This is a genomic window from Streptomyces sp. RGM 3693, assembly GCF_050471125.1.
Lineage (GTDB): Bacteria > Actinomycetota > Actinomycetes > Streptomycetales > Streptomycetaceae > Streptomyces.
The window spans coordinates 3,181,022-3,196,011 of sequence record NZ_JBMPPQ010000001.1 but is presented as its reverse complement, the minus strand read 5'-3'; the positions used below and the strand labels follow the sequence as shown (position 1 = coordinate 3,196,011).

Genomic DNA, 14,990 nt, shown 5'->3' with positions numbered 1-14,990 from the left:
AACATGACGGGCCGTGCGGTGCGGGCGGCCGGACTGCTCGCGAGCGCCGCCGCCCTGGCGTTCGCCGGCGGTGTGGCGGGGGCGGGCACGGCGGTCGCCGACAGCCCGAGCCCGAGTGCGAGCGCGAGCGACGGCGGGGACGCCGCCAAGGGCCCCACGGAGGCCGGCACGTCCTTCCGCACCGCGACCCCGATCGCCCTGGACAAGCGGGCCACCGCCAGCGCCTCCACCGGCGACTACCTGTACTGGGTGCTGCCGGCCGACGCCGGGCAGCGGGTCACGGTCAAGGCCAAGGTGAGCCTCCCGGAGTCCGCGCGGCACGGCACGGCAACCTGGCAGTTGGACGTCTACGACGGGCTGCGCCGCCGACAGGCGTGCCGGTACGGCGTGCAGACCAAGGCGGCGTCCCAGGACGCCGCGACGGTCGAGCTGTCCTGCGCGCTGCGCACCGTGCGCGGTTGGTCCGAGCAGTGGGCGAACGACCCGTTGCCGGGCAACTACTACGTGCGGCTGACCGCCGTCGGTCTGCCGGCGGAAGACCTGGGGCAGCCGGTCCAGGTGGAGGTCCAGGCGTCCGCGGCCGATGCGAGCGGCGCCCAGGCGGTGGACGGCAAGCTGTCCGCTCCCCTGGTGCCGGGCGCCGGGGCGGCCTCGCCCGAGCCGCAGCCGAGCGGTGCGGCGCAGCAGCCGGCCACGGACGGTGCGCCCGACGGCGGCTGGTCCTCGGGCTGGTGGTCGGACCGCTGGGTGTGGACCGCGGTGGGCGGTGCGCTGGCCGCGCTGGCGGGCATCGGCGGCTACCGCATGACGCGCGGCTCGGGCCGGCCGGCGCACCTGCCGCCGGGCGCCTGATCGGACCGGTGGTCGCGCCGGGCGGTCGCGGTGGGGCTCCCCCGCCCCACCGGGGCCGCCCGGCTGCCGGAACTCACCCCTCCGGAACCTGCCGGCCCCCACCGGCAACCAGGCGGCGGGAATCGCCATCCCTCCCGACGACAGCCGCGCCATCCGCGCGCCCCGCACTCGTGGAGGAACACCAGTGAAGCCAGCCCGTCCCGTCCGCCGGGTCGCCGGCACCGCCGTCACCGCCCTGCTGCTCGCCGCCGGCGCCGTCGGCGCGCTGGCCTCCCCGGCCGTCGCCAAGGCCAACTCGGTGGCCGTCGGGAAGGTCGCGCTCGGCGCCGGGCGCCCCGCGGTCGTCACGGCCGAGATCGCCTACTCCTGCGACCCGGGGTCGGACGTGCACCTCGCCGCCACCGCGACGAGCCGGCCCGCCAAGGGCCACCGCCCGGCCGTGGCCTCCGGGACCCTCGCCAACAAGAAGCTGGTGTGCGACGCCCGGGTGCACCGGGCGCGCCTGGTCCTGCACCCCAAGCCCGGTGCGACGTTCCACAAGAAGGACCGGGCGACCGTCGCGGCCAGCGTCGTCACCCCGCGCGGCGCCCACTACGCCGACGCGCGCCGGACCGTAACGCTCTGATCCCGCACTGCGGCGGCCCTGGGGCCGGTCCGACCTGATCCACCGGACCGGCCCGGACCGGCCCTGGGGGCGCGGAGGCCGCCGCAGGTGTAGAGAAGAGGTATGCGCGTCCGGCGCGATCTCCCCCGCAGCGGCCGGTCCTGGCGGCTGAGCCACGGGCTGCTCGTCGTTCCGCTCGCGGTGATCGCGGCGATCACCCTGCTGGACATCAGCACGCCCACCACCATCCACCTGGGCCCGTTCCTGGTGGCGGCGCCGGCGATCACCGCCTCGTTCGCCGGGCCCGGCCTCACCGGCGCCATCGGTGCCCTGGCGGTGGCCGCCCAGATCCTGATCGGCCAGCTGCACGGCGGGCTGACGACCGCGAACCACGAGGCGCAGATCGCCGCCCTCGTCGTGATCTCGGTACTGGTCACGCTCTTCCGCTACGCCCGTGATCGGCACCAACGGCAGCTGAGCCAGGTGCGGTCGGTGGCGGTGGCGGCCCAGCAGGTGCTGCTGTGGCCGCTGCCGCACCGGATCGGGCGGCTGCGGATCGAGTCGGCGTACATCTCCGCGGAGGCCGAGGCCGAGATCGGCGGCGACCTCTACGGGGCGGTGCCGGTGCCCGGTGGGACCCGGTTGGTGATCGGGGACGTCCGCGGCAAGGGGCTGGCCGCGATCGGGGAGGCCGCGGTGCTGGTCGGGGCGTTCCGGGGCTCGGCCTACCGACACCTCCCCCTGGCCGCGTTGGTGGCGCACCTGGGCAACTCGGTGCACTGGAACTTGGCGCACGCCCCCGAGGAGGACCTGGAGTCCTTCATCACCGCCGTCGTCCTGGACGTCCACGACGACGATCCGGCCATCGAGATGGTGAACTGCGGGCACCCCCCGCCACTCCTGCTGGGCGACGGGCGGATCCGGTCGCTGGAGGTCGCCGAGCCGGCGGTGCCCCTGGGGCTGACGACCCCGGCGGAGAGCGACTACAAGGTCGAGAGCTTCACGTTCGCACCGGGCGAGGTGCTGCTGCTCTACACCGACGGCGTGATCGAGACCCGGGACCGCTCGGGGGCGTTCTATCCGCTGACCGACCGGTTGGCCCAGTGGAACGAGCCCGACCCGGCCGCGCTGGTCCGACGCCTCCACGACGATCTGCTGCGGTACGCGGACGGCAATCTCAGCGACGACGTCGCGATGATCGCGATCACCCGGCCGCCGGGGCCCGACTCCGGGTGACCGCGGCCGAGGTGCCCGTATCCGGGTGTCCGGGCCCGGTCACCGGCGGCGGATCCGCGCGGCCAGCACCGCCACGTCGTCCTGCGCGAACCGGCCGTCGAGGCGGACCAGCACCTCGTCGAGGACGTCGGCCGGGCTGGCCCGGGCGGGCAGCCGCATCCCGGCGAGCCGGGCGAGGGAGACGTCGATGTCCTCACCGCGCCGCTCGACCAGACCGTCGGTGAACATCAGCAGGGTGTCGGCGGGGGTGAGGGCGCGGGTGACGAGCGCGTAGCCGCCGGCGCCGGTGCCCAGCGGCGGGCCGGCCGGTACCGGCAGCAGCCGGGCGGTGCCGTCGGCGCCGAAGACGGCCGGCGGGAGGTGGCCGGCGCTGGCGAAGGAGGCGATCCCGCGGGCCGGGTCGAGCTGGGCCAGCAGACAGGTCGCCGGGCGGCGGCGGTCGTCCCGGGCCACCACGGCGTCGAGTTGGCGCAGCACCCGGTGCGGCGGCAGTTCGGCCGAGGCGACGTAGCGCAGGGCGGAGCGGTAGGCGCTCATCTCCACGGCGGCCTCCAGACCGTGGCCCATGACATCGCCCATCACCAGCAGGGTCCGCCCGAAGTGGAGCCGTACCGTCTCGCACCAGTCGCCGCCGACCAGGGCCCCGCTGTCGGCCGGCAGGTAGCGGGTGGCGAGCTCCAGGTTGGGGTGCGGCCGGCCGGGGTCGGCGAGGAGGGCGCGCTGGAGGTCCAGCGCGGTGCGCCGGGCCGCGGCGTGCCGGCGGGCGTGCGCGAGGTGGACGGCCGCCAGGCGCGCCGCGTGGTGGAGGGTGGCGGTCTCGTGCGCGGTGAAGCCGCCGGCGGCGCGGGCGGCGCGCAGCACGCCGTAGAGGTGGCCGTGGGCCAGGAGCGGGACCGACACCGGGGCACTGGGGCCGCCCGGTTCCAGGAGGCGGGTGCGGCCCTCGGCCGCGACCTGGTGGAGCGCCGCCGTGGCCCCGCCGGTGGCCGGGTGCGCGCCGGGGTGCCGGGCGCTCGGGTAACGCCCGTCCTCGGTGTCGTCGGGGAGCAGTTCCACGGCGGCGGCGTCGCACAGCGACCGGCAGACGAACCGGGCCAGTTCCGCGCAGGTGGTGCGGGCGTCCAGCGTGGTGCCGATCCGCTCGGCGGCGTCCTCGGCGGCGCGCAGCCGCGCCCGTTCGGCGTGGCCGGTGTTGCTCGCGCTCATGGGCCCACTTCCGGGACTGCTGGTGCGGAGGGCTGGCGCGGTGGGGTGGTGGGGTCACTCCCCCGCACCTTCGATCAAACACGGTGCGGAAGCCACCGGTCCGCACCAGCGGGCGGAGAGCGGATGAATTCTGGGTGTACGACCGTACGCGGGGCGTACGCCGGGGCGTCACCGGGTGGCCGGCGCGGGGGCCGTGGGGGTCCGCGGGGCGGGCGGGAGGTAGGCGCGGTAGCCGCGGAAGGTGCCGGTGTCGGCCAGCGGCACGGGCCGCCAGCCGCGGGCGACGGTGGGCGGGGCGGCGGACGGCGGGACGAGCAGCGCCACGGGCCGGCGGGCGGCCTCGGCGGGCAGTTCCCGCGGGGCGGCGCTGGCGTCGGGGCCGGCGGTCTGTCGGGAGGCGCAGCCGGCGTAGTAGGCGAGTTGGACGGCGTGGTCGCCGGACAGGACGCAGGGCGGCCGCACCCCCATGGCGTGCAGGGCGGTGGCGGCCGCCGTGAAGTCCTGCCGCATATGGCGGTTGCGGGCGGTGTTGCCGGTCAGCACGGCGCACTGGACGGCCAGGTGGGCGGCGAGCGCCGCCGCGAGGAGGGCGGTGGCGCGCGGCCGGAGCCGGCCCTCTGGGGCGACCAGCCGCCACAGGCCGTCGGCCACGGGGAGGGACAGCAGCGCGTAGGCGGGCAGCAGGAAGCGGGGTGCGGCGTAGTCGATGAGGAAGAGGTACGGCACCGCGGTCGCCAGCGCGACGGCGGTGGGCAGCAGGGCGGTGGCCGGGCGCCGGGCCCGGACCGCGGCCCGTATGCCGACGGCGGTGAGGAGCGGCAGCGCGAAGAACCACACGGCGGTGACGGGATGGGTCCACGGCACGTCGCAGGGCCGGCACAGCCCCCGCCCGTCCAGGCTGCGGATCTGGTCGTCGACGGCCAGATTCCAGCCGATGCCGCCCTGGATCTCGGCGGCGCGGTGCAGCCGGGCGAACAGGCCCCCGTAGTGGGTGTACGCCTCGATGACCCAGTCCGCGGCGCCCAGCAGCAGCCCGCCGGCCATCAGGAGGACCAGGGCGGGGCGCCGCCACCGGGGCACCGCGAGGGCCGCCGCGGCCGGCACCAGCACCAGCCAGCCGGCGTCCGGTGGGCGCATCAGCGCGACCACCGCGACAGCCAGCGGGAGCCCGGCGAGCGCCCGGCGGTCCGTGCGGTCCTGCACGGCGCGCAGGAAGCAGCCGGTGGCGGCGAGCGCCCCGTAGGCGGTCCAGAGGTTGGGCATGACCTGGGGGCCGTAGTAGAGGGTGATCCAGAGGGTGGCGAAGAGCGCGCCGCCGAGGGCCAGCACCCGGGTGGGGAGCAGCGGTCGCCAGACCCGCAGCGCGGCCCAGAGGCCGACGCCGGACAGGACGGCGAGGGCGAGCCGTAGGGCGGTGGTGGAGGACGTCAGGGCGGTGACCGGGGCGATGAGGTAGGTGATGCCGCGGGCCCGGGGGGCGCTGAAGAAGGCGGCCGGTACGTCCCGGGCGACCTGGCTGGCGTAGACCGTCTCGTCCCAGCCCAGGCCGGTGCCGGGGACCACCAGGACGAGCTGGAGGAGGGTGAATGCCGCGCCGGTGAGGGCCAGCCAGGGCAGCGGGCGGATCGGGGACCGCGGCGCGGCGGGCGGGCGGCGGGCGGGCGCCGGTGCCGTCCGCACCGCCCGGCCGCCCGGGACGGACCGGCTCTCTTCCATGAGCAGACCTCGCGGGGTGGGGTGGGCGCCCGTGGGGGCCGGTCGGGTACTGGCGCCATCATGCGGGTCGCGGGCCGGCCTGGCACCCCTCATGCACCTGTTCGGCACCGGGCTTCGGCCTGCCGGCGGATCCGGCGCGCCGCCTACACTGGGCGCTCCGGGGCAAGGGGCTCCCAAAGGGACGGAGTGCGGCAGTGGTGAGGAGCATCGAGGGGAAGGCGACACCGGCCGACCCGTCCGCCGAGGTGCTGGCCGAGGCAGCCGCGATGTTCGGACTGCTGGCCTCTCCCCCGCGGCTGCACATCGTCTGGGCACTGGCCCAGGGCGAGAGCGACGTCAGCGGACTGGCCGAACGGGTCGGCGGCGCGCTGCCCGCGATCAGCCAACACCTGTCCAAGCTGAAACTGGCCGGCCTGGTCCGCTCCCGCCGCGAGGGCCGACGAGTGGTGTACTTCGTCGACGACCCCGAGACGGTCGCGGTGACACGGAAGCTCGTCGTCCAACTCGCCGCCCGCAGCAAGGGTGTGTCGCCGGCCCGCCTGCGTCAGCTCGGTGCCTGAGATCACCGCGGCGCCCGGGGCCGGCCCGGTGCCCCCGGACGCCGATGCGGTGCGCGCGGGTACGGCGGATCCCTCGGGCACAGCCGCGGCGGTGGAGCCGGCGGCGCTGACGGCGTTGCAGCTGATGCGGCGGCTGGACAGCGGACCGCGTGGGCTGACCGACATGCAGGCCGAGGAGCGGCTGGCCCGGTTCGGGGAGAACACCGTGCCGTCGTGGCGGCCGGTGACCTGGCCGCGGCGTTTCCTGGGCGCACTGCGGGATCCGTTCACCACGGTGCTGTTGTGTCTGGGGCTGGTCTCGGCGGTCGTTGCGTCCTGGGGCACGGCCTGCGTGATCATGACGCTGGTGGTGGTCAGCTGCGCGCTGCGGTCCGGCGGTGAGCACCAGGCCGGCCGGGCGATGGCGGCGTTGCAGGAGTTGGTCGCGACCACCGCGGCGGTGCAGCGCCGGCCGGGCGAGGACGAGGCGCCGCAGGTGCGGGAGGTGCCCGTCGACCAGTTGGTGCTCGGTGACGTGGTGCGGTTGGGCCCCGGCGACCTGGTGCCGGCGGACGTCCGGCTGCTGCGCGCCAGTGGGCTGACGGTCCATCAGGCGGCGTTGACCGGGGAGTCGGCGCCGGTGTCGAAGCAGGCCGTGGACGCCCCGCCCGGCGCGGACCGGGACGCGTCCGAGCCGCCGCACATGTGCTTCCAGGGGAGCAGCGTGGCGACCGGCAGCGGGACCGCTCTGGTGGTGGCGACGGGTGCGGACACCCGGTTCGCCGCCGCGTACCGCGAGCGGGCCCGGCGGCGCGGCGAGACCGCCTTCGACCGGTCGGTGCATGGCATCGCCTGGACGCTGATCCGCTTCATGCTGCTGACCCCGCCGCTGGTGCTGATGGCCAATGCCGCGCTGCGCGGGCGGGGGCTGGAGACGCTGCCGTTCGCGGTGGCGGTGGCGGTGGGGCTGACGCCGGAGATGCTGCCGGTGATCGTGACCACCGCGTTGGCCCGGGGCGCCGCCCTGCTGGCCCGGACCAGCGGCGTGATCGTCAAGCGACTGCCCGCGCTGCACGACCTCGGCGCGGTCGACGTGCTGTGCCTGGACAAGACGGGCACCCTCACCCAGGACCGGCCGGTCGTGGTGCGGTCCGCCGGCCCGGACGGCGCGCCCGATCCGGAGGTCCTGCACTGGGCCGCGGTGAACAGCTTCTGGACGATCGAGCTGGCCGAACTGCCGGTGCCGGACGCGCTGGACGAGGCGGTCCTGGCGGCCGCGGAGGAGCAGGGCGCGGATCCGCTGGAGTACGACGGGATCGCGGCGCTGCCGTTCGACCCGATGGTGCGGATGTCCACGGCGGTGATCCGCCGCCCGGGGCAGCACGGCATCCACACCCTGGTCGTCAAGGGCGCGGTGGAGGACGTGCTGGCCCGGTGCGGGCGGGTGTGGTCCGGCGGGGCGGAGACCGTGCTGGACGAGGCGGCCCGGGAGCGGCTGTTGCGGTGTGCCGCCGAGGAGGCGGCCGCCGGGCTGCGCCTGTTGGCGGTGGCCCGCGGCGACCGCCGGCCCCGACTCGGCGGGTACACCGACGGGGACGTGCGGGGGCTGACCTTCGTCGGCTTCGTGGCGCTGAGCGACGCACTGGCGCCGTCGGCGGCGGACGCCCTACGGGTGCTGGCCGAGCGCGGGGTGGCGGTGAAGGTGCTCACCGGTGATCATCCCGGGACCGCGGCCCGGGCCTGCCGGGACCTGGGGCTGCCGCCGGGCGAGGTGCTCACCGCCGGCCGGCTCGCCGGGCTGGCGGGGCCGGCGCTGGCGGAGGCGGTCGGGCGGGCCACGGTCGTGGCGCGGTGCACGGCGCAGGACAAGGCCCGGATCGTGACGGCACTGCGGGCGGACGGGCACACCACCGGGTTCCTGGGCGACGGGGTCAACGACCTGCCGGCGCTGCACGCGGCCGACGTCGGGATCTGCCCCCGCGGGGCGGTACCGGTGGCGCGGGAGGGCGCCGATGTGGTGCTGGCCGAGAAGGACCTGACCGCGATCGACCGGGCGATCACCGCCGGTCGGCACGCCAGTGGCAACATCGCGGCCTATCTGCGGATCACGCTGTCGTCCAACCTCGGCAACGTGATCGCGATGCTGGCGGCGGGACTGCTGCTGCCGTTCCTGCCGATGCTTCCGGCACAGGTCCTGGTGCAGAACCTGTGCTTCGACGCGGCGCAGCTCTCGCTCGCCTTCGACCAGCCGGCGGTGGGTGCGGCGCGTCGACCGGCGGTGCTGCGGCCGCGGGTCTTCCTCCGTTTCATCACCGTGTTCGGCCTGATCAACGCCACGGCGGACCTGGCGACGTTCGGGGTGCTGGCGTTCGCCGCGAAGGTCACGGCCGGGACGGACAGTCCGACGATGTTCCACGCCGGGTGGTTCACCGAGAACCTGCTCACGCAGGGGATGGTGATGCTGCTGCTGCGCACCGGGCGACGGGCCGCGGAACGGCGGACGGTGGGCCCGGTGCACCTGGCCGTGACCGCACTGGCGGTGGTCGGTCTGCTGCTGCCGGTCTCCCCGCTGGCGCCGCTGCTGGCCATGTCGGCGCCGCCGCCGCTGTACTACCTGCTGCTCTCGGTGGTCCTGACGCTCTACGGGGCGGCGCTGGCGTTCGTCCGGATCCGGTACGCGCGCCGGGAGAGCGACGCGGGCGTGCCCGGCGGATCGTCGAGCTGATCCGCGGGACACGCCCTCGTGGGTGTCGGAACGCTATCGGGTCGGGCGGCTCACCAGTCGCCGCCGCCGTCGAACCCTCCGCCGTCGAAGCCGCCGCCGTCGCCGAAGCCGCCCGCGAAGTCCCCGGGGTTGAAGTCGGCGCCGGATTGGCTGCCGCCCTCGGGACCGTTGAGGAACGACGCGGAGTCGGCGTAGGCGCTGGGGGCGCTGAGCACCGAGCCGAGCAGGGTGCCGGCCACCATGGCGGTGAGCACGCTGCCGCCGCCGAAGTAGCCGCCGGCCCACGGGGAGTAGGCCGGTCCGGCGTCCCAGTAGGGCTGCGGGCCGCCCGGGGTCTGGACGGTGCGGGCCATCGGCTCCAGGCCGTCGGCCAGCCGGGTCGCGTCGGCGGCGCACGCCGGGACCGGGCGCGGGGCGGCGCCGGGCGGGGCCCACTGGACGTCGGCGGTGGAGGGGCCGTGCCGCGGGTCGAAGAAGCAGGGCAGCCGGCGCTCGGGCAGCGGGGCGCCGGTCCGGCGGGCGGCCAGGGTGGCCAGCGCGAACCGGCCGTCCTCCAGGGCCACGGTCACCGGGCGGACGTCCTCGGGGCGGCGGGCCTCGGCCATCCGCGTCTTGGCCAGGTCGTAGGCGTCGAGGGCGCTGGTGTAGTCGGTGCGCATGGCATCGGTGGCGTCGGGCTCGGACGGGCTGAAGTCGAGGCGGTCCAGCTCCTCGCCGAAGGCGGTGATGTCCTCGTCGACGACCACCCGCAGCGCCTCCAGTTCGGCGCGTTCCCGCTCCTCGCGCTGCTTCTTGGCCCGGCGGAAGAGGGCGTAGGCGCCCACGCCGCCGGCCACCACCACGGCACCGCCGACGAGCAGTCCGGTGGCGGAGCCGCCGGCGCCGTCGCCCTCGTTCCAGGCGGTGGGCGCCGCGCCGTGGGCCTGTGCGGCGGCCTGCTGGGCGAACTCGGTGACCATGCCCTTGGTGTCGCCGGGGTGGGACCGCCGCACGGCATCCGTGAGGTTGGCGGCCGCGTTGTGGGACAGCACCTGCCGGTCGGCCCCGGCGTTGAAGCCGTTGGCGCCGAGGTGGACGGCGTAGACGCCGGTGATGCCGACCTTGGTGCGCAGCTCCCGCAGCAGGGTCTTCTTGGGGAACTCCGGGGCGTCCGGCAGGACGGCGACGAAGACCGGCTTGTCGGCGTCCCGTATCTTCTGCGCGAGCGCGTTGCGGTCGGCGTCCGGGAGCTGGTCGCGGACGCGCGGGTCGACGTAGACCGGGCTCTTCTTGAGGGCCTCGGCCACGGCGTCCAGGCCGGTGCCGGCGGCGTGGGCCGGCTGGGGCAGGACGGCCGCCGCGGCGAGCAGCATCAGGGCCGCCAGCAGGAAGCCGGTGAGAACTCTGGGCAGAGCTCTGGGCAGAACGCCGGGCGAGGGCCGGCGAAGGGCTGTCATGGGGCTGATCTTCTCCTCAACGTCATAGCGACATAGGGGACATGGGCGACAAGTGACGTACTGGTGCCGGTGACCGCCGCAAGGTGCGCTCCGGTTAACCGTACGAGAGATCGGAACAAGGGTCGTCGTCCGCGGAGCGCGCGGCACCACCCCCGCGCTCCGGCGGCACGGCCGGGGTGCCGGCACCGCCGGCGGGCCGGTCGGCGTAGTCCCGGCCGAGGGTGACGCCGACGCCGGGAGCGGTGGCCTGCTGGAGGACCGCGCCGGGGAAATATCGGGCCACCGTCCGCGCCTGCTCCTCTCGGCCGGGGCCGTACCCGACGACGGTGGCGGCGTACTGCGGGGAGCCGGCGGTGGCGGTGCGCAAGATGGTGAAACCGGCCGACCGCAGCTCGGCGGCGGCGTGCGCGGCGAGCCCCGGGACGCTGGTCCCGTTGTAGACCGCGACGCCGATGCCGGTCCCGGGCGGTGCGGCGGTCGGTGCCGGGGCGGCGGGCGCGGCGCCCTTGCCGTCGTCCGTCGCGCCGGGGCGGGCGGTACCGCCGGCGTCCTGGCCGTCCACGGTGCGGTCGGCGCGCAGATCGGCCCACAGCGCGTCGGCGTCCGGGTGGACGACCGCGACCCGGGCGCCCTGGTAACGCCAGGGCAGGGTGAGGAACTTCGTGTTGTGCAGGTCGATGTCCTTCATCGCCAGGGCGAAGGACAGCAGCCGGTCCGCGGAGCCCAGCCCCGGGTCGACGGTCAGGGCCGCGGTGGCCGCCCGGGCCAGCGGCAGCAGCGCGGACGGGTTCATGCCCCGGGCCCTGACCTTCTTGACCAGCGCGGCGGTGAACGCCTGCTGGCGCTTGATCCGGCCGATGTCGGAGCCGTCCCCGAGGCCATGCCGGAGCCGGACGTAGTCCAGGGCCCGCTGACCGGAGACGGTCTGCGGCCCCCGGGCGAAGGCCAGCGCGCCGCGCGACCCCAGGTGCGGGTTGAGGTCCCCCTGGTAGACGTCCTGGGGCAGGCAGACGGGTACCCCGCCGACGGCGGTGGTCAGCGCGGCGAAGCCGGCGAAGTCGACGACGACGGTGTGGTCCACCCGCAGCCCGGTCAGCTGTTCCACGGTGTTCTGGGTGCAGGCGGGGTTGCCCTTGATCGTGCTGCCCACGGTGAACGCGGAGTTGAACATCGCGCCGGACCGCGGCGGGGTCCAGCTCCCGTCCGGCAGCCGGCACGACGGGATCTCCACGAGGGCGTCACGGGGGAAGGAGACCGCGAGCGCGTGCCGGCCGTCGCCGTAGACGTGCAGCAGGAAGGCGGTGTCGGAGCGCCCCACGTCGCCCTCTCCTCCGCCGAGCCGACGGTTGCCGCCGGCTCGCGAGTCGGAGCCGATGACCAGGACGTTGCTGCCGCCGGCGCCGGCGGCTGGCCGGTCCTGGCTGAGGCCGTCCGCGCCGAAGGTGGCGATGTTCCCGTTGAGCTGGAGGTAGAGCCAGCCGGCGCCGGCGACCAGCAGCACCAGGATCGAGAGGGTCAGCGCGGCGGCCGTCCGGACCCCGCGCCACGCCCCCTGGACGAGCCCGTCCCCGCCCCCCTGGCCGCCTCCGTGTGCGGCCCCTGCCGCGTGGCTGCGTGTCACGTGTGCACCCTCGTCCGTGCGTTTTCCTGCCGGCAGACGGATCCCCCCTGCCCAGGGTTATACAGTTGCGCAATGTAGCAAGTGAAATTCCGGCCGGGCCGCACGACCGCGGCCGCGAAGACCGACCGTGGTGACAACGAGAGAAGGGTGGCAGCGATGCTGCGCAATGGACTGGAACCCTGGCATCTGCTGATCGTGGCGCTCGTGGTGATTCTCCTCTTCGGTTCCAAGAAGCTGCCGGACACCGCCCGCGCACTGGGCAAGTCGCTGCGCATCCTCAAGAGCGAGACCAAGGCGATGAAGGACGACGACGGCACACCGCCCACCGCCACCTACGCGCCCGGCCCGCAGGAGCCGGCGGAGGCGCCGCGCACGATCCACTCGGCGCCCGGCGCGGCCGCCACCGGCACCACCACTGGCACCGCCACCGGCACGGCGCCCGGCGGCGTCGGCACCGAGCGGCCGGCCGCCGCCCACGCGGACCGGGAGGCCGGCCCGAACCCCGCGCATTGAGGCGGGGCCGGCCACACCGGGACCACACACCACAACCACCCGGCGCGCTTCACGGGCTCACCCCGTCGAAGCCGTACCGCAGCGGCTCGCTCTTCACCTTCAGGTCGCGGCGGTAGATGTGCAGCGCCGCGATCTGCATGTCGTCCGGGGCGTTCTCGACCCGACAGGGGTGGCTCACCTGAAGCACGCTCGGCCGGCCGGTCAGCCGCAGCCGTACCCCGTCGGCGGGCCCGCCGGACAGCACGGCGGCCTCCCACCGCATCGCGTCCGCCCGCACGTCCGTCACCGCGTCCATTTCGTCCATGAGCAACACTTTAGGGATTGCGCAATCAGGGAACCATCATGGGGTGCACCCGCGTTGTCCGGATAGTGGCCGCACCACGCCACTGTCCGGACAACGTGGCCGAGCACCGGGCCGGACCGTCGGGCAATCTTGACTCTCAACCCATCGGGGAATACACGTGCACCAGAACGACCGCTTCCAGGCACCGGACGCCGCCGCATTCGAGCGCACCGTGGACCAGGCGCTGAACTCCCCGGAGATCAGGGCGGCGCTGTCGCACACGGTCGGTTCGCTCAACGCCGAGCAGCTGCGCAGCGCGGCGTTCGGAGCGCGCGACGCCCTGGCCGCCACGGCGGCCACCGAATACCGCGAACTCGTCAGGCTGCGCGCCGATGCGGCCGGTGACGACACCCGCCCGGTCCCTCCCCCGCCCGCCACCGGGACGACGTCCCGAAGTGGTGGGGTGCTCCCCGCTCTGGGGGTGCTGGTGCCCGGTCTGGCCGCCACCGCCGCGGCCGTCTTCCTGCTGTTCGGCTTCGGTCTGCGCGCCGTGGTCACATCGTCCCGGCTCGCCGACGAGCTGATCGTGGCCGGTTGGACGTCCGCCGGGGTCGCCGGGGTGGCGACCCTGACGGGGCTGATCTGGATGCTGGTGGCGGCCTCGCGCAACCGCGCGGCGGCCGACGCGCAGTCGCCCGACGAGGGCGATCCGGCGGCCGCCCGGGCACACGATGTCTGGCAACTGGCCCTGCTGGAGCGGGGGATCATGCCGTTCCTGCTCGGCCGGATCGATGGCGCGGCGGGCGGCGGGAGACCCGGCGGACGACCCGCCCTCCCCCGCCCGGCCACGGCCGGGGTGTCCGGCGGCGGGGGCGAGGCCCGTCCGGCGGCGGCCGACGGCCCCGGCTTCAGCTCCCCCGACTACGCCAGCCCGGACTTCGCCGGACCCGACTTCAGCAGCCCGGACTTCGGCCGTCCGGGCTTCTCGGGGCCGTCCGCGCCCGGGGCGCCCTGACCCGCGCCGCCGAGGGCTTCACCCCTCGGCGGCGCCGGCATCGTCCCCTTGCGCCCGCGGCCGCCGGTCCGCGACTCCCCGGGCAGCCGGGGCCGGGAGCGCGCGGACCGGGGGCTCACAGGTGCGCGGCGATGGCGGGCATCAGGTCCTCGAAGGTGCGGCCCTGGGCGGGCGTGCCGAGCGCCGCCATCTCCCAACCGCCGTCCGACCGGAAGACCTTGGCCATGATCTGGGCGGTGTGCGAGCCGCCGCCGGAGAGGGAGTAACGGGCCAGCTCCTGGCCGGTGGTGTCGTCGAGCAGACGGCAGAAGGCGTTCTCCACCTCCTGGAAGGTCTGTCCGGTAAAGGAGTTGACGGTGAAGACGATCTGGTCGACGTGGACCGGCACCCGCTCCAGGTCAACCAGGATCGACTCGTCGTCACCCCCCTGGCCGGCGCCGCCGACGAGGTTGTCGCCGGTGTGCCGCACCGAGCCGTCGTCGCTGACGAGGTGGTTGAAGAAGACGACGTCCACGGGCTGCTGGCCGGCGAAGAGCACGGCCGAGGCGTCGAGGTCGATCTCGCGGGCGGTGAGCCGGGCGAGGAAGCCCTTGCGGCGCGCCGCCTGCCAGCCCAGGCCCATCCGGACCACGCTCAGCGCGCCGCCGTCGGACTTGCTCAGGCTGACCTTCTGGCCCTTGCTCAAGTTCACACTCATCTGATTCCCCATATGTCGGTCTCAACTGGAAACGGACGCGCCGGCACGGCAGTTCCGGCTTCCACCGACGAATCCAGGATCCACCTCACAGTAGAAGCCGACATTCCGGGACGGAAATCGACACCGCCGCCGGTACGGGCATCCGCTCAGTCCCGGGAGTTCCCGAACAGCACGCGGTAGAGGACGAGCAGGACCAGGGCGCCGGCGATGGCCGCGATCCAGGTCGCGATGTCGAAGAAGTTGTGCGCGACCGGCCGGTGCAGGAACTTCGCCGACAACCAGCCGCCGATGAACGAACCGGCGATGCCGATGAGCGTGGTGCCCACCAGTCCGCCCGGATCGCGTCCGGGAAGAAGGAACTTGGCTATCGCCCCGGCCAGGAGTCCGAGCACGATCCAGCTGACGATGCCCACGGGACATCCTCTCCTTGGTCGTTGGGTAGGTGCGGACCGAAAATCTACATCACTGTAGAAGTTGCCTGCGCACGATCGAGCCAGGCCGGCCGGCACAGCGTTTGCCCGGGTGGCGGGCGGGCGGGACGCTGAGG

At 75.0% G+C, this 14,990-nt stretch carries 14 protein-coding genes; 7 read left to right on the top strand and 7 right to left on the bottom strand.

Features of this window, described 5'->3' with window-relative positions; translation table 11 throughout:
* The first annotated feature begins 3 nt into the window (after positions 1–3).
* From ACO0M4_RS13945 to ACO0M4_RS13935, 3 genes are all read left to right on the top strand, one after another.
* Positions 4–852, top strand: coding sequence for a hypothetical protein (locus tag ACO0M4_RS13945; protein ID WP_430370345.1), 849 nt, complete (start codon positions 4–6; stop codon positions 850–852).
* A 184-nt stretch (positions 853–1,036) separates the two neighbouring features.
* Positions 1,037–1,477, top strand: coding sequence for a hypothetical protein (locus ACO0M4_RS13940; protein WP_430370344.1), 441 nt, complete (start codon positions 1,037–1,039; stop codon positions 1,475–1,477).
* Between the two features lie 102 nt (positions 1,478–1,579).
* Positions 1,580–2,692 carry a PP2C family protein-serine/threonine phosphatase gene (locus ACO0M4_RS13935; RefSeq protein WP_430370343.1) on the top strand — a complete coding sequence of 371 codons (1,113 nt, stop codon included), beginning with the start codon at positions 1,580–1,582 and terminating at the stop codon, positions 2,690–2,692.
* 39 nt (positions 2,693–2,731) lie between these two features.
* Here ACO0M4_RS13935 and ACO0M4_RS13930 read toward each other — a convergent pair whose 3' ends face one another.
* Positions 2,732–3,898, bottom strand: coding sequence for a PP2C family protein-serine/threonine phosphatase (locus ACO0M4_RS13930; protein ID WP_430370341.1), 1,167 nt, complete (start codon positions 3,896–3,898; stop codon positions 2,732–2,734).
* A 168-nt stretch (positions 3,899–4,066) separates the two neighbouring features.
* Positions 4,067–5,614, bottom strand: a complete 1,548-nt coding sequence (locus tag ACO0M4_RS13925) for a hypothetical protein (protein WP_430370340.1) — start codon at positions 5,612–5,614, stop codon at positions 4,067–4,069.
* Positions 5,615–5,880: 266 nt separating this feature from the next.
* Here ACO0M4_RS13925 and ACO0M4_RS13920 point away from each other — a divergent pair, with 266 nt between their 5' ends.
* Both ACO0M4_RS13920 and mgtA read left to right on the top strand, forming a co-directional pair.
* A complete protein-coding gene (locus ACO0M4_RS13920) occupies positions 5,881–6,174 on the top strand; it encodes an ArsR/SmtB family transcription factor (protein ID WP_430371373.1) in 294 nt (97 codons plus the stop codon).
* Positions 6,167–8,878 carry a magnesium-translocating P-type ATPase gene (mgtA, locus tag ACO0M4_RS13915; protein WP_430370338.1) on the top strand — a complete coding sequence of 904 codons (2,712 nt, stop codon included), beginning with the start codon at positions 6,167–6,169 and terminating at the stop codon, positions 8,876–8,878. Before ACO0M4_RS13920 ends, mgtA begins: the two co-directional genes overlap by 8 nt.
* A 50-nt stretch (positions 8,879–8,928) precedes the next feature.
* On the opposite strand, the gene ACO0M4_RS13910 is transcribed toward mgtA, so the two are convergent.
* Both ACO0M4_RS13910 and ACO0M4_RS13905 read right to left on the bottom strand, forming a co-directional pair.
* A complete protein-coding gene (locus ACO0M4_RS13910) occupies positions 8,929–10,314 on the bottom strand; it encodes a hypothetical protein (RefSeq protein WP_430370336.1) in 1,386 nt (461 codons plus the stop codon).
* Between the two features lie 94 nt (positions 10,315–10,408).
* Positions 10,409–11,935 (bottom strand): LCP family protein, encoded by a 1,527-nt coding sequence (locus tag ACO0M4_RS13905; RefSeq protein WP_430370335.1) that lies wholly within the window; start codon positions 11,933–11,935, stop codon positions 10,409–10,411.
* A 156-nt stretch (positions 11,936–12,091) separates the two neighbouring features.
* Here ACO0M4_RS13905 and tatA point away from each other — a divergent pair, with 156 nt between their 5' ends.
* Positions 12,092–12,448 carry a Sec-independent protein translocase subunit TatA gene (gene tatA / locus ACO0M4_RS13900; protein WP_430370333.1) on the top strand — a complete coding sequence of 119 codons (357 nt, stop codon included), beginning with the start codon at positions 12,092–12,094 and terminating at the stop codon, positions 12,446–12,448.
* 49 nt (positions 12,449–12,497) lie between these two features.
* Here the strand turns inward: tatA and ACO0M4_RS13895 are convergent, their stop codons facing one another.
* Entirely contained in the window at positions 12,498–12,752 is a 255-nt protein-coding gene (locus tag ACO0M4_RS13895) for a hypothetical protein (RefSeq protein ID WP_430370331.1), read from the bottom strand.
* A gap of 157 nt (positions 12,753–12,909) precedes the next feature.
* Here ACO0M4_RS13895 and ACO0M4_RS13890 point away from each other — a divergent pair, with 157 nt between their 5' ends.
* The gene (locus tag ACO0M4_RS13890) at positions 12,910–13,746 is read left to right on the top strand and encodes a hypothetical protein (protein WP_430370329.1); all 837 of its coding nucleotides are present in this window, start codon (positions 12,910–12,912) and stop codon (positions 13,744–13,746) included.
* A gap of 115 nt (positions 13,747–13,861) precedes the next feature.
* Here ACO0M4_RS13890 and ACO0M4_RS13885 read toward each other — a convergent pair whose 3' ends face one another.
* Together ACO0M4_RS13885 and ACO0M4_RS13880 are read right to left on the bottom strand one after the other, a co-directional pair.
* Positions 13,862–14,443: a TerD family protein gene (locus ACO0M4_RS13885; protein ID WP_390020390.1), complete on the bottom strand. Its 582-nt coding sequence runs from the start codon at positions 14,441–14,443 to the stop codon at positions 13,862–13,864.
* Between the two features lie 146 nt (positions 14,444–14,589).
* A complete protein-coding gene (locus ACO0M4_RS13880) occupies positions 14,590–14,856 on the bottom strand; it encodes a GlsB/YeaQ/YmgE family stress response membrane protein (RefSeq protein WP_430370327.1) in 267 nt (88 codons plus the stop codon).
* Positions 14,857–14,990 lie beyond the last annotated feature (134 nt).